This is a genomic window from Pseudoalteromonas sp. MM1 (assembly GCF_030296835.1).
Classification (GTDB): domain Bacteria; phylum Pseudomonadota; class Gammaproteobacteria; order Enterobacterales; family Alteromonadaceae; genus Pseudoalteromonas.
Map to the genome: position 1 here is coordinate 337,906 of NZ_AP027922.1, position 19,284 is coordinate 357,189.

A 19,284-nucleotide genomic window follows, 5' to 3' on the forward strand; every position below is an offset into this window, starting at 1 on the left:
CTTTGCTTTTAGTTTTAGCATTATAACGTTGTATTTAATGTAAGTTGCACTATGGCTAAAGATAGATACGCACCAAAACCCCTAACTGACATTATGGCAGGCCTAAATAATCGGTTATCGGCCTACGCAGGTAAAAGCCAAGCACTTGATAAGCAACAGGTGTTGCTCAAAGAATTTTTAGGTCCTAAGCTTGCTGAAAAATGCCGTGTGAGTAATTATCGCGATGGCACGCTAATGATAGAAGTTGTATCGGCGGCAATTGCCCTTAAACTTAATTATTTAAAAATGGATATGCAGTCGCATTTTAGAGCGGCGGGCATGGCTGAGCTCGGACAAATTAAAATTGTTGCCAACCCTCAAGCAACAGCGCGCTTAAGCCCAGCAACAGATAAAACAGGCACCAAAGGTAAAGCACCCGGCAACTCAAGAAAAATGAGTCAGCAAACTTCAGATTACCTTAATGCAATTGCCGCATCAGCGCCTCCTTCGCTGAAAGAAAAGCTAGAGCGCCTTGCACTTCATGGCAAAAAATAGCGCCCAAAAACGCTATTATGGTTGTTGGTAGGGCTATTTTGTTACCTCGTCTCATAGAAAATACTTTGTTACATATTCTATTTTATTGTTTCTTTAATGGGGTTTATCATACAAATTCGGCGTGTTGTTTTAACCGCCTAAATATTAATTTCATTAAGTGAAAGTATCACAGCGCCCATTTAATTTTTCTCTGCGGTGCAATTGTTTAATGAAATAGATATTTTATTCTTTACTAACAAACGGAATAATTATGAAAAAAGTAACTATAACCGCTGCAAGTATTGCACTTGCATTGGGCCTAGTAGGTTGCGGTGAAAAACAACAAGAAACGCACGTTGCCGACACCGCTGCCGTTACAGCTCCTGCAGAAAAAAACCTTGAGCTAGGTGTAAACCTTGCCAATATGGATGAGTCTGTTCGTGCGCAAGATGACTTTTATTACCATGTAAATGGTCAGTGGCTTGCTAAAACGGAGATCCCTGGCGATAAGTCGAATTATGGCTCGTTTACACAGTTATACGATGAGTCGCAAAAAGCGATGAAAGCAGCACTTGAAAGTGCCGCTAAAAATAGCAGTGCTAAAAAAGGCAGTGACGAGTACAAAATTGGCGCTTTTTACAAAAGCTACATGGATAAAGACACACGTGATGAGTTAGGTATTACACCTTTACAACCTTCACTTAATACCATTGATAGCCTAGATTCAAAAGCTGATCTTGCGCCTTTAATGGCTAAAATTCAGCAGCAAGGCGCTAGCTTACCATTTGGCTGGTTTGTAAATAACGATGCTAAAAATTCAAGTGAATACGCGCTGTACTTATCGCAATCTGGACTTGGTTTACCTGATCGTGACTATTACTTAAAAGATGATGAAAAATTTACTAAAATTCGCGCATCTTACGAGCAATACATAACAGATATTTTAGCTAAATCAGGCGTTGAAAATGCTGCTGATGCCGCGAAAAGCGTTATCGCATTTGAAAGCGCTTTAGCAAAGGCACAATGGAGCCGAGTACAAAGCCGTGATGCAACTAAGTCATACAATAAAATGACTGTGGCTGAGGCAAATAAGCTAACCGGCGACTTTGATTTAGCTGCGTTTTTCAAAAGCGCTGGGGTAGATACCTCAGACATTATTGTTCGTCAGCCAAGCTACCTAGAAGGGTTTGCTGATGTGTACAAAGAAACCGATTTAGCAACGTGGAAAAACTACTTAAAATTTCATTTTGTAAGTGGTTACGCGCAGTTACTAAGCGCTGATCTGGTTGACCTTAAATTTGATTTTTACAGCACCACATTACGCGGCGTAAAAGAGCAAGCGCCACTTTGGAAAAAAGCGGTCGATGCGTCTAACAGCGTACTGGGTGAAATTTTAGGTAAAGTATACGTAAAAGATAACTTCCCGCCTGAAGCAAAAGCGCGCATGGAAGAACTGGTAGATAACGTTATTAAAGGTTACGGCGTTGCTATTGAAAACCTTGAGTGGATGAGCCCAGAAACAAAGTTGGCAGCCCAAGAAAAGCTAAACAAATTTACTCCAAAAATTGGCTACCCAGATAAATGGAAAGACTACTCTGAACTTACAATTAGCCCTGATGAATTAGTAGGCAACTATATACGTTACAGCCAGTGGGCTTATAGCGACATGATTGCTAAATTAGGTAAGCCAGTAGATCGCTCTGAATGGCATATGACGCCACAAACCGTTAATGCTTACTACAACCCAGTAAATAACGAAATTGTATTCCCAGCTGCTATCTTACAGCCACCGTTCTTTAATTTAGAAGCCGATGACGCTGTAAACTACGGTGCAATTGGCGCAGTAATTGGCCATGAGCTAGGCCACGGTTTTGACGACCAAGGTGCTAAATACGATGGTGACGGTAACTTACGTAACTGGTGGAGTGAGTCTGACCTTAAACAATTTGAAGAGCGTACCGGTGCGTTAGTCGCGCAATACAACGAATATAAACCGTTTGAAGATGCAGGTGTAAACGGCGAGCTTACGCTTGGCGAAAACATTGGTGACTTAGGCGGTTTAACCGTAGCCTACAAGGCGTATCAATTATCATTAGGTGATAACAAAGCGCCTATAATTGACGGATACACCGGCGATCAGCGTTTCTTTATGGGGTGGTCACAAATTTGGCGTCGTAAGTACCGCGATGAAGAATTACGTAACCGCTTAATGACAGACCCGCATTCACCAAGCCATTACCGTGTAATCGGTATTTTGTCGAACATGCCAGAGTTTTACGACGCGTTTGACGTAAAAGAAGGCGACAAAATGTATATTAAACCAGAAGATCGCGTAAAAATTTGGTAATTGATATTCTTTTTGGTTAACTTAGTAAAAACCAGCAAGTGTTTAGCTTGCTGGTTTTTTTATACCAATAACACTACTGTTATTGCATGAGGGTCTTATGCATCCAACTTTGATTGCTTAAAATATTTTTATACAAAGCCAGCTGGTTTTGCGCACGCTCTAAATTATGTTCTGCATGGGCGGTTTTAAAGTACAGGTCGTTATTTAAGTAATCAGTTAAAAACCGCACACTAAGCATTAGCGGCATAACTTTAGCACCAAGTAGTAAACTTGCTTGCTCTTTGTTGCTAATAGCCGATTTAAGAGGAGTAAGGTAGCCTTTAACAAGCGCTGTAAATACCTCTTTGCGAATAACTACTTTATCAAGATTAATCGAATCTTCTGCCTCAGCGCAGCAAAATGTGCGTACCATGTCTCCAAAGTCATATAATAAAAAGCCGGCCATACAGGTATCTAAATCGATAACCGCCTTCGCTTTATATGTGTTGCTGCAATACAGCATATTATTTATTTTAGTGTCGTTGTGGCACACGCGGGTGGGCAGATCAGCCGTTACCTCAGCAAGCTCTTTTACTAAATGTTGTTGTGCAATACAGTAGTCTATGTCGTTTTTGCACTGCTGTAGCCTCTCTTTATTAGCTGTGGTAATGGCTGTATTTAGCTGTTTAAAGCGCATGGCTAAGTTATGAAAGTCAGTAATAACAGGGTAGAGGCTTGATGCGTCAAAATCGAGCAGGGCACGTGTAAATGTGCCAAATGCAAATGCCGCTTGCTCTGCATGAGGGGGATGATTAACCACATCTATACTTACGCTTTGGCTAATAAAATTAAGCACGCGATAGTACGCGTTGTTAATTGTAATAAGGTATTCACCTTGGTCGGTACTTATATGCTTAACAATATCGAGCGGGTAAGTATTTGCTTGCTGTTTAGCGCTTAGGTGCTGCTCAATTAGTTTGGCGTTATTAACCAGTTGTGCTGGGTTTTTAAATACATGGGTATTGAGCTTTTGCACAACAAATTGCTGCGCAGCATTGGTGAGCAGCCACGTAGTGTTTATATGTCCGCTGCCTAAAGAGCTCACCTGAGTAAGCGCAGGGTTTAGTGCTAATAGCTCACTTAATTTATTTTGTATTGCTGTATTCATGGCAGATTACGCGTAACGCGCGTGTATTTTTTCAATAATCTCAGCGTTAGCAGCAGGGAACTCATAGTTACTAAGCTCATTAATAGCGACCCATTCACTGGGTTGACCTTCAGCGCCATGCGCTTCGCCGCTAAAGTTACTTACAACGTGAATATCAAGTTTTACACATTTATCGCCATAGTCATGTTCAATCACCATCAGTTGGCTAGAGCTGTGAATGGTAATGCCAACTTCTTCACTAAGCTCTCGCTTAAGTGCAGCAAATACGCTCTCGCCAGCTTCTACTTTGCCGCCTGGAAATTCCCATAAGCCACCTTGATGTTGCTCATCACCGCGCTTGCAGATAAAGATGGCGTTATTTTTTTTTATTACGCCTACCGCTACATTTACAGTTTTCGTTGTCATGTTTTTCTCCATAAAAAAAGCGACGCTAGCGTCGCTTTTTAACTATATTCAATGCGTCGTTACTTTAATTTACCACAACATTGCTTAAACTTTTGTCCTGAGCCACACGGACACGGGTCGTTACGCCCAACTTTAGGCGCTGTTCTTGCCATAACAGTTGCGCTTTGAGGGGCTTCACCGCCTACATGTTCAGCTTCTTCGTGTTGGTACTCGCGAGGGGCATTTTCACTTTTACGGTGTTGCTCTTCTACTTTTTCAACATCTTCTTCGGCACGAACTTGTACTTTACTTAAAATGCCCACTACATCAACTTTTAAGTTTTCAAGCATTTCGGTGAATAGCTCAAATGACTCGCGTTTATATTCTTGCTTAGGGTTCTTTTGTGCATAGCCACGTAAGTGAATACCTTGGCGTAAATGATCCATGGCAGCAAGGTGATCTTTCCAGTGCTGATCAAGACTTTGTAGCATAATCGCTTTTTCAAACTGACGTAGTACAGAGTCGCCAACTTGCTCTTCTTTTTGCTTGTAAGCTTGCTCAACTGCTTGCTCAATGCGCTCACGAAGTTTTTCTTCGTATAGTTTATTGTCATCAGCTAACCACTGTGTGATAGGCAGCTCAATCAGGAAGTCTTGTTTTAAGCGCTCTTCAAGACCTGGGATATCCCACATTTCAGCAAGGCTTTGTGGTGCAATGTATTGATCGATCATTCCATTGAGTACATCTGCGCGGATTGCTGTAATTGTTTCAGAAATATCGCCTTCTTCAAGCAACTCGTTACGTTGAGAGTAAACAACACGACGTTGATCGTTTGCTACATCATCGTACTCAAGTAATTGCTTACGTACATCAAAGTTGCGTGCTTCTACTTTACGCTGAGCGTTTTCAATGGCACGGTTAACCCATGGGTGTTCAATGGCTTCGCCGCGTTGCATGCCTAGTTTACGCATCATGTTAGTCATGCGCTCACCGGCAAATATACGCATTAGCGCATCATCCATCGATAAGTAAAAACGGCTAGAGCCGGCATCACCCTGACGACCAGCACGGCCACGTAATTGGTTATCTATACGGCGCGATTCATGACGTTCAGTACCAATAATGTGCAAACCGCCAGCATCAATTACTGCATCGTGACGAATTTTCCACGCCGCTTTAATTTCAGCAATTTGCTCATCTGTTGGGCTTTCTAGTTTTTCAACTTCGCTGTTCCAGTTACCACCAAGCACAATATCGGTACCACGACCGGCCATGTTGGTTGCAATTGTTACAGTACCTGGCAAACCAGCATCCGATACAATGTCAGCTTCTTGCGCGTGGAATTTAGCATTAAGTACGTTGTGCTTAATTTTTTCTTTGCGTAAAAACTGCGATAAATACTCAGAGCTTTCAATCGAAATAGTACCTACAAGCACAGGTTGTCCGCGCTCTTGGCAATCTTTAATATCGGCTAAAATAGCTTCGTATTTTTCTTCTTGTGTTAGGTAAACTAAATCGGCGCGATCATCGCGGATCATCGGCTTATTAGTTGGCATAACAACCGTGTCTAGGCCGTAAATAGATTGAAACTCAAATGCCTCAGTATCGGCTGTACCTGTCATACCGGCTAAGGTTTCGTATAAACGGAAGTAGTTTTGGAAAGTAATTGAAGCCAGTGTTTGGTTTTCGTTTTGAATTTTTACACCTTCTTTAGCTTCAACAGCTTGGTGTAAACCCTCAGACCAACGACGACCTTCCATAGAGCGCCCTGTGTGCTCATCGATAATGATAACTTCGTTTTCTTTAACAACGTAATCAACATCTTTTTGATAAAGCTTGTGGGCACGAAGTGCGGCATACACGTGGCTAAGTAAGGTAATGCTACCGGCTGAGTAAAGCGAGTCGCCTTCTTCAATTAAGCCACGTTCAGTAAGTAGATCTTCTACTTTAATTTGACCGCGCTCAGTTAAATGAACTTGTTTAGACTTTTCGTCGATTGTGTAATCGCCATCGCCTTCAATGCCTTCTTCGTCTTCTTTTTCTTGAAGCTCTAATAACGGCACAATTTTATTAATTTCGATGTATAGCTCAGAGCTATCTTCAGCTGGGCCTGAGATAATAAGTGGCGTACGCGCTTCATCAATTAAGATTGAATCCACTTCATCCACTACCGCATAAAACAGTGGGCGTTGTACGCGCTCATCAATGCTAAATGCCATGTTGTCACGTAGGTAGTCAAAACCAAACTCGTTATTAGTACCGTAAGTAATGTCGGCACTATAAGCTTGTTTTTTCTGTTGTGGCATCATGCCTGGTACGTTACAGCCTACAGTGAGGCCTAAGAACTCAAATAACTCGCGGTTTGTTTCAGCATCACGTTTAGCAAGGTAATCGTTCACGGTAATTACGTGCACGCCTTTGCCAGTTAAGCCATTTAAGTAGGCTGGAAGTGTGGCTGTTAGTGTTTTACCTTCACCGGTACGCATTTCTGCTATACGGCCTTGATGTAAAACCATGCCGCCTAATAGCTGCACGTCAAAGTGACGCATGCCATTTACACGCTTTGACGCTTCACGTACCACAGCAAATGCTTCTGGTAGAATGTCATCAAGGCTTTGTCCGTTATCGTAACGTTCTCTAAACTCAGCTGTCTTAGCTCTTAAATCTTCATCAGAAAGCGCTTCTAATTGCGTTTCTAGCGCGTTAATTAGCGCGACCGTCTTTCTTAGGTTTTTAATAGTGCGGTCATTGCGACTACCAAAAATCTTGGTAAATAAATTAGATATCATGATAAAACCGTTACAATGTATTCTTTGCTAACCGAGTGTCGGCTAACCCATTTTTTACAATTGGTAATTAATATGTACTTTTACATAACCTGTAGAACATATTAATTAGCAATTTTGTACTAAAGAGCCTCAAAAGCACTGTTTAATACGTGTGCTACTATACCAGACTCTGCCAAACAACAAACTATCTCAACAAAAAGATGTGTATTTAAAACAGAAAAATTTGATCTGATGCGTAAAACTAATTTAATTACGCTTAAAAATAGCAGCAAGTTGTGAAGATATGGTGTTAAAAAATTTAAAAACAAGAGTATGGGTGGGTAAGTTTTATACTTAATTACCCACCTAGTTCTGCGGTGTATTTAAAGCTTAAACTGATTAACCGTTTTGTTTAAGGCAATAGCAAGGTCGCTTAAATCGCGCGCTTCATCTGCTAAAATGTGGGCGTGATCAGCGGTGCTGTTTACTAAGCCATTAATCGCTGCAAGGCTGGTATTAATGTCCTCAGCCACAACGGTTTGTTGCTCAGTTGAGGTGGCAATTTGGTGGCTTTGATCTTGCACTTTAGTTACCGACTGGGCAATGTTTTCTAATGAGCTAAGTACTTCTTTGGTTTGCGATACTGAGCCCTCAGTTTGCTCTTGCCCTTGCAGCATCATTACCGACGCTTGCTGAGCAATTTGCTGTAAGCGAGTAATCATATTTCGAATATCGTCGGTTGATTCTTGCGTACGGCTCGCAAGTGAGCGCACTTCATCTGCAACTACGGCAAAACCGCGGCCATGCTCACCGGCACGCGCAGCCTCAATAGCGGCATTAAGAGCAAGTAAGTTAGTTTGATCGGCAATGGAGTTAATTACATCCACTAATGCACCAATATTATTACTTTCTTGTTCAAGCCCTGCTACTACTTTAGATGCTTCACCTATGTGCAGTGCAAGCTCGGTCATCACACGTTGTGCTTGCGTAGAGCGGTCTGCTCCTTCGGCTGTAATGGCTTGCACTTCTTCGGCGGCGCTGTTGGTATGTTGTGCGTTGCGCGATATTTCAAGCACGGTGCTGGCCATTTCGGTCACGGCGGCACTGACGCTGTCTACTTGTTGTTTTTCTTGCTGTATTTCGGTATTGGTTTGCGCAGACACATTTTTAAGTTGCGCTGCGGCATTGGTCAATTGCTCAGCTTGTGCGGCTGTCTCTAACATCATGGCGCGTAGCTTATCAATAAATGTATTCATGTGATTGGCAAGCTGGCCAACTTCGTCTTGGCTGGTAATATTAATCTTTTGGGTTAAATCGCCTTCGCCTGAGGCAATATCACGCATTATATTAGTTAAGGTGGTAATAGGCTGCGAAATCATGTGGGTTGCCCATAGTATCATTGCTAAAATGATCACTAAAATAATCACCACTGCGGTGGTTGTGGTGGTAACCGCTTCATTAACGGGGGCTTCAATCATGCTGGTTGGAATGAGTATACCTACATACCAATCTAGATAAGGCTGCTCTAGTTGTAAGCGATGATACACCACATAGAACTCTTCTCCTTTTAAGGTCACCAATTGGCTGCCTTCAAGGTTATTACGCATTTGTGTGTTAAGCTCTGTAAAACCTGATGTATTGCTAAACTGGCTTTCGAGGCCATCTAGCCCTTCTTTGCCTTTGGGGCCTTCATCGGTGTTAGACAGCTTATGGCCAGTGGCATTTGAAAAGTGTACAACCTTTTGATTGCCATCGAGTAAAAAACCATAGCCTTGGCCATTAAAGCGGATACCTTCAACCATGTCGTTGATTTTATTAAGCTGTAAATCAACACCGCCCATGCCAATAAGTTTACGCTGTGCGTTGTATACCGGCTGTTGTACAACTGCTGAGGCAACGCCTGTGGTTAAATCGACCGATATAGGGCCGACGTAAAGTTTATTAATTTGCAGCGCTTCTTGCCACCAACCACGTTTATAAGCGTAGTAAGGCTGGCCATTGTAATGGCTGGTACGCTCGTTTTCTTTAAAGTATTCACCGGTGGTTGCTGATGCGAAAAACGCCGATAGGACATTTTCGTCATTTGAGCTAATGCGGATAAAGTCTTGATTAACGTCGTTGTAGCCGGGGGCGTTTTTAATCGGCTGATCGCGAGTATCCCAGTTTTCAAAAAAGTTAATCAAATGCGGGTTATTAACAAACGTAGAAACCAGCTTGCCATACTCTGCAAAGTAGCTTTGCATTGAAAGTTGTTCGCTTTGAAGGTAGCTTTGAGCTTCGCGCTCAATGTTTACTCTGGAAAGGTTAGCGATGTGATTTACAAAAAATGTTGAAGCAATAATTAGCAAAATGGTGATGGTACCACCAATCAATAATAATATTTTCTTCCGTAATGATAAATTATTTAGCATAAGTGCACGTATTATTGTTTTTTAATAGGTTATATCTAATCATATCTTACTTTAATTCGCTATGAAGTTAGATAAAAAGCACTAATTATGCGTTTAAAATGAAGGGTTATGCAAAAATGGAAACAAAAGCTAATAAATTAGTAGTATTAGGCGCAGGCTGGTTGGGTCATACTTTGTGCCTACAAGCTAAGCAGGCGGGCTGGCAGGTGCAAGGTACACATAGAAGTGATGAGCACACCGAAGACTTTCAGCGTCAATTTGTACTGAATGATGGACAACTAATACACCAAATAGATTTACACGATGCTTACTGGGTGTGTGCAATCCCCCCCCGAAGCAGACACAGTGAAAGTAACTACCCAGAAACATTAAGTGCAGCCCTTACTCTTTCTAAACAATTATCTGCCAAAGGCTTTATTTTATGCTCATCTACCGGTGTGTACGATCAAGAGCCAGGTGTTTACACTGAAAGCAGTGAAATAAGTTGTACCAATGAGCGACAAATAAAACTGTACGATAGCGAAGAAAAGGTGCTTGAACAAGGCGCTAAGGTACTTCGTTTAGCGGGGTTGTTAGGGCCGAATCGCGAGCCGGGCCGCTTTGTTGCTGGTAAAGAGCTAAATTCATCGAGTCAGCAGGTAGTTAATATGGTGCATCAACAAGATGTGATAAACGCCATTTTTGCGGTAATAGAAAACTTTAATTCGGGGCAAAATATTTATAATGTGGTGAACCCGTCACACCCCACTAAAGCGAATTATTATGCACAAAAGTGTGCCGAGCATGGCGGCGAAATGCCAACCTTTACCAGAAATGAAAGTGCTGAGCGCAAAGTACTAGGCTCAGCAATTGAGGCATTAGGTTTTAGCTATCAGCATGGGATTTAACATACGATGGTAGCGGGTTGTGATGAATAAAGTCGCACAATTTACCTTGTGCTAAAAGCGTATTGGTTGCGTCTATATCGGGGGCAAAGTAGCGGTCTTTATCATAGTAGCTTACATGCTCACGCAGCAGTGCTTTTGCTTTTTCTACTTGCGGTGAGGGTTTAAGTGGGGCTCTAAACTCAAGCCCCTGAGCAGCAGCAAGCCATTCAATCGCTAACACTGCGCAGGTGTTATTGCCCATTTCATTTAAGCGCCTTGCTGCAAACGTGGCCATAGAAACATGGTCTTCTTGATTTGCTGATGTTGGCAGGCTGTCTACCGAGGCAGGGTGCGCAAGCGATTTGTTCTCGGAAGCAAGTGCCGCCGCGGTTACTTGGGCAATCATAAAGCCTGAGTTAACTCCGCCGTTTTCAACTAAAAATGGTGGCAGTGTTGAGAGATTTGAATCGATAAGCAATGCGATTCTTCGCTCTGCCAGTGCGCCTATTTCAGCAATCGCAATAGCTAAGTTATCCGCTGCCATTGCGACTGGCTCTGCATGAAAGTTGCCACCGGAGATAATATCGCCCACATCGGCAAATACCAGCGGGTTATCGGTCACGCCGTTTGATTCACATAACAGCACTTCTGCGGCGTGGCGAATTTGTGTTAAACATGCGCCGAGTACTTGAGGTTGGCAGCGCAGGCAGTAAGGGTCTTGCACTTTTTCGCAGTTTACATGAGATTGGCTAATTTGCGATTGAGTACTAAGTAGCTCTCTAAATACACTGGCCGTATCAATTTGGCCGCGTTGACCCCGTATGTCATGAATGCGTGCATCAAATGGCGCACGGCTGCCCATTGCGGCTTCTATGCTAATAGAGCCTATAACACAGCTTTGTGCATATAAATCTTCCGCTTTAAAAAGCCCCTGCAGGGCAAATGCGGTAGAAGCTTGTGTACCATTTAACAGCGCTAACCCTTCTTTTGCACCTAAGGTGAGGGGGGAAAGATTGGCAATTTTTAACCCTTGCGCAGCACTTATAACTTGACCCTTGTGGCGCATTTTACCTTCACCTAGCAGCGGTAGGCACATATGAGCAAGAGGCGCTAAATCGCCCGAAGCACCGACAGACCCTTTTTGTGGTACGCACGGGTACACTTCGCTGCACAGTAGCTTAATAAAAAACTCAATCACCTCAAGGCGTATTCCCGAGTAGCCCCGAGATAGAGAATTTATTTTTAAGGTCATCATTAACCTTACTGTGCTGTCGTCCATGAGCTCACCAATACCGGCAGCGTGCGAAAGTACAATACTACGTTGAAGTAGCTCAAGCTCGTCATCTGCTATTTTTGTATTGGCTAATAAGCCGAAGCCGGTATTAATACCGTACACCGTTTGGCGTTTATGTATTACGTTTTGAACGGTTTGTGCACTGGCCGCTATTTGTGCCTCGGCGCTGTTTTCTAAATTTAAATTAACAGCTGAGTCATTAATTTTTCTTAGGGTGTTTAAATCAAGGTACCCGGGTGTGAGAGAGTGTGAAATCATGACTATTCCTTGTTTAGCATAGGGAGATCTAGGTGGTGCTCTTGCGCACAATTTTTTGCAATGTCGTAGCCTGCATCGGCATGGCGCATAACGCCGCTGGCAGGGTCATTCCAAAGTACGCGGGCTATGCGCTGTGCGGCTTGTTCACTGCCATCTGCAACAATAACCACACCTGCGTGCTGGCTAAAACCCATGCCAACCCCACCGCCATGATGCAGCGATACCCACGTTGCACCACCTGCGGTGTTTAATAAAGCATTAAGTAATGGCCAATCAGATACGGCATCTGAGCCATCTAGCATACTTTCTGTTTCACGATTCGGGCTTGCTACTGAGCCTGAATCGAGGTGATCGCGACCAATAACAACCGGTGCTTTAAGCTCGCCATTTTTAACCATGTCGTTAAAAGCCAGTGCAAGGCGAGCTCGATTTTTTAAACCTACCCAGCATATACGTGCTGGTAAACCCTGAAATTGAATGCGCTCACGCGCCATATCAAGCCAGTTATGTAAGTGGGTATCTTCTGGGATAAGCTCTTTCACTTTTGCATCGGTTTTATAAATGTCTTCGGGGTCGCCCGAAAGTGCAACCCACCTAAATGGGCCAATTCCTTCACAAAATAACGGGCGGATATAAGCTGGCACAAACCCCGGAAAATCAAACGCGTTAGTAACGCCTTCTTCAAATGCCATTTGGCGAATGTTATTGCCGTAATCAGTAGTGGCAGCACCTGCTTTTTGCAGTGCTAGCATAGCGTTAACTTGCACTGCCATAGATTGCTTAGCGGCTTTAACAACCGCGTGTGGGTTTTGTTTGCGCATTTTTGCCGCATCTTGCATGTTCCAACCTTGAGGTAGGTAGCCGTTGAGTGGGTCGTGCGCTGAGGTTTGGTCGGTCACGATATCAGGGATAATGTTGCTGTTTGCTAGGGTAGTAAAAATATCGGCGGCATTACCTAATAGGCCTACCGATAGGGCCTTACCTTTAATACACGCATCGGTAATAAGTTTAAGTGCGTGCTCAAGCGTCGTGGCTTTTACATCAACGTAGCCAGTTTTAATTCGAAAATCGATACGGGTTTCGTCGCATTCCACAACTAATGCGCTAAAACCGGCCATCGTCGCGGCGAGTGGTTGGGCACCTCCCATACCGCCAAGACCTGCGGTTAAAACCCATTTACCCTGCGCATTACCGTCAAAGTGTTGTTTTGCCATTGCTACAAAGGTTTCGTAAGTGCCTTGCACTATGCCTTGTGAGCCAATGTAAATCCAAGAGCCCGCGGTCATTTGCCCATACATCATTAAGCCTTTTTTATCGAGCTCATTAAAGTGCTCCCAATTTGCCCAATGCGGTACCAGGTTAGAATTAGCAATGAGAACTCGCGGCGCATTTTCATGGGTTTTAAATACGCCCACGGGCTTGCCCGATTGCACAAGCAGTGTTTCGTCGTTTTCGAGCCTATCAAGGGTTTCAATTATTTTATCAAAGCTTGGCCAGTCTCTTGCTGCTCGGCCAATACCGCCATAGACTACTAACGCATGAGGGTGCTCTGCCACTTCAGGGTCTAAATTGTTCATTAACATGCGTTTAGCGGCTTCGGTTTGCCAGCTTTTAGCGCTAATTTTATCGCCATGAGGCGCACGGATTTCACGGTGTGTGTCGAGCCGGTTGTTCATGAATTTCTCCTGTTGTATATACAAGATGGTCAGCTACAAAAAAACGCCCTTGAGCGTTACCTTGTTATTATTTTTTAAATGTTAAATGCCCGCCCAAACGGTATTTACTGCCCGGTGATACTAAACGAGCAAAGCTCACTATGCCTTTTGTAGACCAAGTACGACGAATAACCTGTAAGCAGGGCTCTTCGTTATATAGGTTAAGCCATTGGCACATTTGCGAGTTGGGCATAACCGCTTCCACTGTGTGGCGTGCTTGTGTGAGTGGCGCTACGCTCGATAAGTATTCATGCGGGGTGAGGGCGCTAAAGTCTTGTTGTAAATAACCCGCGGCTAAAGCTGGGTTTACAAATCGCTCTTCAACTTGCAGTGGTTTGTCGTTCTCGTTATGTACCAGCACACTGCGATACACCACGCTATCTACTTCAACGCCAAGCGCAATGGCGATGGGGGCAACTGCATTGATGGATTCAAGCACGTGCACGCTACAGCTGTAATGCCCGTTACGCTCTTTTACTTCATCGGCGATGTTTTTAATTTCGAGTAGAGATGACTGCGATTTAAAACTTGCTACAAACGTACCTAATCCTTGGCTGCGCGTTAAAATACCGGCATCTGTTAATTCGCTCAGTGCACGTCTTGCGGTCATACGGCTTACAGAAAATTGGCTGCTAAGCTCGTTTTCTGAGGGGACACGTTGGTTTTCTTGCCATGCGCCATTTTTTATTTTATCGACGATAAATTGTTTTATTTGTGCAAATTTAGGAGTGGTCATTACTTATTATTAGCTGTATTTAAAATAAACTATTTAATAAAGATGGCATAATTATCTTGTATATACAAGGTGTATTGTTAGACTGTATTTTAAGTACATTAGGGAGCTAAGTATGCAAAATAAAACAACGGGTTATGTCTTAGAAGATCTCGACTTATTATTGACAGATGCCAACATAGCAACCATGGATAGCACAATTGACGCACCTTATGGGGCGATAGAAAATGCGGCACTGGCGATTAAAAATGGCGAAATTGTATGGTTAGGTGAGCAATCAAACTTACCCAGTTTTGATGCCTTTGCAACCCCTACATTAAGTATTAAAGGGCAATGGTTAACACCTGGGCTTATTGATTGCCATACACATTTAATATTTGCAGGCTCCCGAGCAGAGGAGTTTGAGCAGCGCTTACAAGGTACAAGCTATGAACAAATAGCTGCACAAGGTGGTGGTATTGCCAGTACCGTTAGGGCCACTCGCGCGGCAGATCATGAGCAGTTATTTGTTGATGCAAAAGATCGCTTAAACACTTTACTTACCGAGGGCGTGACGACTGCTGAGATAAAGTCGGGATACGGGCTTGATGTTGAAAACGAAATAAAAATTTTAGAAGTGGCGCGTTTGCTTAATGAGCATCACCCTATTGATATTAAAACCACGTTTTTAGGTGCGCATGCGTTACCCCCTGAGTACAAAGGCCGTGCAGATGAATACATTGATTTAGTATGTACACAGATGCTTGAGCAAATAGTGGCTAATAACCTTGCAGATGCTGTGGATGTATTTTGTGAAAATGTAGGCTTTAGTCATGCACAAACAAAACAAGTGTTTGATGCAGCTAAAAAACATAACTTGCCGGTAAAATGCCATGCTGAGCAGCTTTCTAATCAGCAGGGCGCGCAGCTGGTGGCTGAGTATAAAGGCCTTTCGGCTGATCATATTGAGTATCTTGATGAAAGCGGCGTTAAGGCTATGGCTGAGGCTGGTACTGTGGCTGTGTTATTACCTGGGGCTTTTTATTTTTTACGTGAAACGCAGCTTCCTCCCATCGATTTGCTGCAAAAATACAAAGTGCCTATCGCCATTGCCAGTGACTTTAACCCAGGGACCTCGCCTTTATGCTCTGTGCAATTAATGATGAATATGGCATGTACTTTATTTAGGCTTACCCCTGAGCAGGCACTCGCAGGAGTAACGCGCAGTGCAGCACAAGCGCTAGGGTTAAAAGATAGAGGCGTGCTAAAGATTGGTGCAAGGGCAGATATTGCGCACTGGCAAATAAGTCACCCTTCGCAATTAAGTTACCAATTTGGCGTAAATAAACTGTTAAATCTATGGATTTTGGGTAGAATTAATTAGTTTGTATTATTTTTGTCCATATTTAACATGCTTTTATTAAATTTTATAGCTAATGGAGTGGCGTAAGCTTGAGTATTTTGACTGACAGTAACTTTCCTATATTTTTTAGCGGCGCGCTGTTAATGGCGATGGTCGCTACGTTATTTGCGGTGAAAAATACCAGTATTAAATTTAGTTACTTATGTACAGGCGCAGTTGGTTTAGCCATTTTAAGTAGCGGCGCTGCTTGGTTAGCAATATTACTCGCTTTTGGTTTTTGCTTTCATTTATGGCAAGCGTTTGAGCGTAATAATTGGAGCATGATTATCACAAGCGCCGTGTCAGGGTTGCTTTTTGTGGTGTTGTTTTCAGCGCATTTACTAATGAACGCCCCTCTATTTTGGGTGGTGGTGGCTATTATTTTGCTAGCGGTTGTAGGGCTAATGAGCGATGAAGAAGAGCCCAAAGTTGAAGTTTCGCATAACATTAATGAGCCTGAGCCGTTCCAAGATGACTCTCCTCTTGCTGCATTTGCAGATAAACAACAGTTACGCCAAGGCTATTACAGCTGGTGTAAAGAAAAACAGCTAGAAGCTGCATTGGTGATTGTGCGTTTAGAAGGGTTTGAGCAAGTTAATCAGCACATTGGTAGAGATTTTGGTGATTTGTTGTTGGCGCAATCAGCCAATAGAATAAAAGACTTACTAAATAACGACGATGTGATTGATTTAGGTGGCTATGAAAAGCTGGCACATTTAGGCGGCCTTAACTTTGCCTTTATTTGCAGTTTAGCAGTGCACAAACACAGCCACGAGCACATTATTGAGCAAATTATTGGTGCAACACTTAAGCCGTTTAATGTTGCTAATTGTACAGTAGAGGTAAAAGCAAGGGCGAGTTACGTTAATTGCGATGAGCAAGATGCTAACTTTGATAACTTAGTATCGTGTGCTTATTTAGCCCTTGATAGCCAGCCTAAAAAAGCAGTTGTTGTGTACCATCAACAAATGATGGTTGAACAACTCGAGCAGCAAGCGCGTTTAAAAGAGTTGGCTAATATTGATTTTGTAAGCGAGCTTGAGCTTTATTTTCAGCCTATTATTCGTAACGATGACGGCCAAATTGAATTTTTGGAACTCCTACTGCGTTGGCAGCATCCCCAGCAAGGTATTTTATCTGCCCACCGATTTATTGATGACATTCATATTGCGGGCTTAGCGTATCCACTGGCTAAATTTGTTATAGAGCGGGCTGCAGAGCTTGCCATGGCGTTACGCATAGAGGGTATTGCTATACCGCTGAGTATAAACTTGTTTGGCCCTGAAATGCTTAACGAAGAATTTGTTGAGTTTGTAGATAGTGTGGTGAGTGAGCACAACTTACAACACGGTGATTTAATTGTTGAATGCCCGCTGCATATATTTACGGATTTAGATGATAAGGGCCGTGCGATGATTGCCCGATTAAATAATATCGGCTTAAAAATATGTGTTGATGGGTTAGGCGATAACCCCATTGTTCTTTCTAAGCTGCCAAATTTAGCTGTTGAATACATTAAGGTGGCGCCATCGCTTACTGCAGATTTTAGCAATCAAAATAATATTCGCAGCCTAGTTGGCGGTATGGTTGAAATGCATAACCAACAAAATACTAAGGTTATTTTTGAGGGCGTTGAAACCTTAGACCAATTAAAGTTTGTAAAAAGTTTAAAAGCGCATGCGGCACAAGGTTATTATTTTGGCCACCCATTAAGCAGCATTGGCTTAATGAGTTGGTTAAAGCAGTGGCAGGCTCACCAAACTCAATAAGCTAATCCAGTAAGGCAATTCGGCGGCCTTAAAAAATACAGCGGGTAATTAAGCTAATTACAATTAATGGGTTTTTGCATGTAAGTAGGCATTAACTAATGCGCTAATAATTTGCCCACAGCTTTGCATACCGGCTGTTAACCCTGCTGGATGATTTAGCGGCGCTGCTTCACACAAATGTAGGTAGCGGGCAGTGCTATGTTTTGCTGTTAAATACACATAATGCTCAGCATCACTAACGCTAAAGCCGCAGCATGTATACGCGCTGGCCGGTAAAAATGAAATGCTGTCTAAGTCGAGCTCAATACCCAGTGGCGCATTATTTAACCCTGCTAAGGCGTGCTGTACGGCATCGGTTAGTGATATTTCTCGGCGTATATTAATAGCCTGATAGCTGTGATAACTACATTGATTTTGTGCGATTAAGTCAAAAATGGCTTGGTTATTTTTTTGCTCATGCAGGCCAATAATATGATATTGCTGCAATGCATTTTTTTTCAAAGCATAGCTAAAACCATTGCCGCTGTGGCGGCCCTCGCAAGGCCGTAAATCTGCATGGGGGTCAAAATTAATAGCGTTAACACAAGCCCTATTATGTTTACTTAAAGCACTGAGTATGCCAAAACTATTATTGTGCCCACCGCCTATAATAATAGGCTCAAGGCCCGCATTAAATATAAGCGTTAATACCGCCTCTACTCGCTCATCTATTGTTGCGCATAGTTTGCGTAATTGAGCCAGCTCTTCAGCATGCTGGTTATTTAAGCCTTGCGCTTGCTCCATCAAATCATCAACGTCAATTTCGCCTAACAACAATACCTGATGAGTTGCGTTAAACTGGTTAACTGGTTGGTTCAAAAAGTATTGCAAAAAAGCCGGCCAAGCTTGATGTGAGCCGCCATTGCCTATATTAGCGCGAGGGCCTATATCTTCACATATACCAATTAATACGTAGCGAATACCAAATTGCGCTGCATCGTTAAGTGCTTGTTGTACATTTACGTGGGTGTCTAATAGGGCAACAGACTGCCAGGTTTTTGTTTCGTTAGCGCGTGTGGAGCAATAGGGTTTAACGGCGTATTCATCATACACTTTTAAGGTAGGGTGCACTGTATTGAATCCGTATTGAGCAGTAAAAATTATTCGTGGTGACGTAAGCAGTGCTCTTTTGAGCACTGCTTGTTACTTTATTCTTCGATAACTTCTAGTTCAAGTTCTTCTGCTGATAATACAATGCCAGTACTATCTGCATAGATAAAATCGTCATCAAAAAACGACACTCCAGCAAAGTTAACGCCAATGCCATCTTCACCAGCGCCTTCGCTGTCGGCGGCAACAGGAATAGAGGCAATCGCTTGAATACCTAAATCAATTTCTTCAAGCTCGTCTACATGACGCACCGCACCAAATACAATTATGCCGTTCCAGTTGTTATCAAGCGCAAGTTCTGCAAGTTCAATGTCGATAAGAGCGCGTCGTGTTGAGCCACCACCATCGATAAGTAGCACTTGATCGGTACCGTCTTGTGAGAGTATTTCACGGATCAGTTCATTATTTTCAAAACATTTAACCGTTTTAATTCGGCCGCCAAACGTGTGTCGACCACCAAAGTTGATGAACATCGGTTCAAGCACGTCAACCACATCGGCAAAAAAGTCACATAAGTCAGAAGTGCTGTAATCCATTATTTTATCCTCA

At 42.9% G+C, this 19,284-nt stretch carries 14 protein-coding genes; 5 read left to right on the forward strand and 9 right to left on the reverse strand.

All coding sequences use genetic code 11. The features are described from left to right. Positions 1-51: 51 nt before the first annotated feature. Complete coding sequence (locus QUE46_RS01520) at positions 52-534, forward strand: DUF721 domain-containing protein (RefSeq protein ID WP_286245924.1); 483 nt, start codon at positions 52-54, stop codon at positions 532-534. A gap of 250 nt (positions 535-784) precedes the next feature. Beyond that, positions 785-2,860, forward strand: a complete 2,076-nt coding sequence (locus tag QUE46_RS01525; protein WP_286245925.1) for a M13 family metallopeptidase — start codon at positions 785-787, stop codon at positions 2,858-2,860. A 79-nt stretch (positions 2,861-2,939) separates the two neighbouring features. On the opposite strand, the gene QUE46_RS01530 is transcribed toward QUE46_RS01525, so the two are convergent. From QUE46_RS01530 to QUE46_RS01545, 4 genes are all read right to left on the reverse strand, one after another. After that, positions 2,940-4,007, reverse strand: coding sequence for a phosphotransferase enzyme family protein (locus tag QUE46_RS01530; protein WP_286245926.1), 1,068 nt, complete (start codon positions 4,005-4,007; stop codon positions 2,940-2,942). Positions 4,008-4,013: 6 nt separating this feature from the next. After that, on the reverse strand, positions 4,014-4,412 hold the full coding sequence (gene mutT, locus QUE46_RS01535) for an 8-oxo-dGTP diphosphatase MutT (protein ID WP_286245927.1): 399 nt from the start codon (positions 4,410-4,412) through the stop codon (positions 4,014-4,016). A 59-nt stretch (positions 4,413-4,471) separates the two neighbouring features. After that, on the reverse strand, positions 4,472-7,180 hold the full coding sequence (gene secA, locus QUE46_RS01540) for a preprotein translocase subunit SecA (RefSeq protein WP_286245928.1): 2,709 nt from the start codon (positions 7,178-7,180) through the stop codon (positions 4,472-4,474). Positions 7,181-7,542: 362 nt separating this feature from the next. Beyond that, entirely contained in the window at positions 7,543-9,570 is a 2,028-nt protein-coding gene (locus tag QUE46_RS01545; RefSeq protein ID WP_286245929.1) for a methyl-accepting chemotaxis protein, read from the reverse strand. A 116-nt stretch (positions 9,571-9,686) separates the two neighbouring features. Here QUE46_RS01545 and QUE46_RS01550 point away from each other — a divergent pair, with 116 nt between their 5' ends. Beyond that, positions 9,687-10,457, forward strand: coding sequence for an NADP-binding protein (locus tag QUE46_RS01550; protein WP_286245930.1), 771 nt, complete (start codon positions 9,687-9,689; stop codon positions 10,455-10,457). Here QUE46_RS01550 and hutH read toward each other — a convergent pair. From hutH to hutC, 3 genes are all read right to left on the reverse strand, one after another. Then, positions 10,435-11,988 carry a histidine ammonia-lyase gene (hutH, locus tag QUE46_RS01555; protein WP_286245931.1) on the reverse strand — a complete coding sequence of 518 codons (1,554 nt, stop codon included), beginning with the start codon at positions 11,986-11,988 and terminating at the stop codon, positions 10,435-10,437. The genes QUE46_RS01550 and hutH overlap by 23 nt on opposite strands. Positions 11,989-11,990: 2 nt before the next feature. After that, complete coding sequence (gene hutU / locus QUE46_RS01560; protein ID WP_286245932.1) at positions 11,991-13,664, reverse strand: urocanate hydratase; 1,674 nt, start codon at positions 13,662-13,664, stop codon at positions 11,991-11,993. Between the two features lie 67 nt (positions 13,665-13,731). After that, positions 13,732-14,439: a histidine utilization repressor gene (hutC, locus tag QUE46_RS01565; protein WP_286245933.1), complete on the reverse strand. Its 708-nt coding sequence runs from the start codon at positions 14,437-14,439 to the stop codon at positions 13,732-13,734. Positions 14,440-14,551: 112 nt separating this feature from the next. Between hutC and hutI the strand changes: the two genes are divergently transcribed. After that, complete coding sequence (gene hutI, locus QUE46_RS01570; RefSeq protein WP_286245934.1) at positions 14,552-15,799, forward strand: imidazolonepropionase; 1,248 nt, start codon at positions 14,552-14,554, stop codon at positions 15,797-15,799. 122 nt (positions 15,800-15,921) lie between these two features. Further along, positions 15,922-17,586, forward strand: a complete 1,665-nt coding sequence (locus tag QUE46_RS01575) for a GGDEF domain-containing phosphodiesterase (RefSeq protein WP_286247646.1) — start codon at positions 15,922-15,924, stop codon at positions 17,584-17,586. 63 nt (positions 17,587-17,649) lie between these two features. Here QUE46_RS01575 and QUE46_RS01580 read toward each other — a convergent pair whose 3' ends face one another. Further along, complete coding sequence (locus QUE46_RS01580; RefSeq protein WP_286245935.1) at positions 17,650-18,696, reverse strand: formimidoylglutamase; 1,047 nt, start codon at positions 18,694-18,696, stop codon at positions 17,650-17,652. 77 nt (positions 18,697-18,773) lie between these two features. Further along, complete coding sequence (rraA, locus tag QUE46_RS01585; RefSeq protein WP_004589330.1) at positions 18,774-19,271, reverse strand: ribonuclease E activity regulator RraA; 498 nt, start codon at positions 19,269-19,271, stop codon at positions 18,774-18,776. Positions 19,272-19,284: the final 13 nt, after the last annotated feature.

Excerpts from the sequence above, each read along its gene's own strand:
- QUE46_RS01520 (WP_286245924.1), top strand. The coding sequence starts at position 52 with ATGGCTAAAGATAGATACGCACCAAAACCCCTAACTGACATTATGGCA.
- QUE46_RS01525 (WP_286245925.1), top strand. The coding sequence starts at position 785 with ATGAAAAAAGTAACTATAACCGCTGCAAGTATTGCACTTGCATTGGGC.
- QUE46_RS01530 (WP_286245926.1), bottom strand. The coding sequence starts at position 4,007 with ATGAATACAGCAATACAAAATAAATTAAGTGAGCTATTAGCACTAAAC.
- mutT (WP_286245927.1), bottom strand. The coding sequence starts at position 4,412 with ATGACAACGAAAACTGTAAATGTAGCGGTAGGCGTAATAAAAAAAAAT.
- secA (WP_286245928.1), bottom strand. The coding sequence starts at position 7,180 with ATGATATCTAATTTATTTACCAAGATTTTTGGTAGTCGCAATGACCGC.
- QUE46_RS01545 (WP_286245929.1), bottom strand. The coding sequence starts at position 9,570 with ATGCTAAATAATTTATCATTACGGAAGAAAATATTATTATTGATTGGT.
- QUE46_RS01550 (WP_286245930.1), top strand. The coding sequence starts at position 9,687 with ATGGAAACAAAAGCTAATAAATTAGTAGTATTAGGCGCAGGCTGGTTG.
- hutH (WP_286245931.1), bottom strand. The coding sequence starts at position 11,988 with ATGATTTCACACTCTCTCACACCCGGGTACCTTGATTTAAACACCCTA.
- hutU (WP_286245932.1), bottom strand. The coding sequence starts at position 13,664 with ATGAACAACCGGCTCGACACACACCGTGAAATCCGTGCGCCTCATGGC.
- hutC (WP_286245933.1), bottom strand. The coding sequence starts at position 14,439 with ATGACCACTCCTAAATTTGCACAAATAAAACAATTTATCGTCGATAAA.
- hutI (WP_286245934.1), top strand. The coding sequence starts at position 14,552 with ATGCAAAATAAAACAACGGGTTATGTCTTAGAAGATCTCGACTTATTA.
- QUE46_RS01575 (WP_286247646.1), top strand. The coding sequence starts at position 15,922 with ATGGCGATGGTCGCTACGTTATTTGCGGTGAAAAATACCAGTATTAAA.
- rraA (WP_004589330.1), bottom strand. The coding sequence starts at position 19,271 with ATGGATTACAGCACTTCTGACTTATGTGACTTTTTTGCCGATGTGGTT.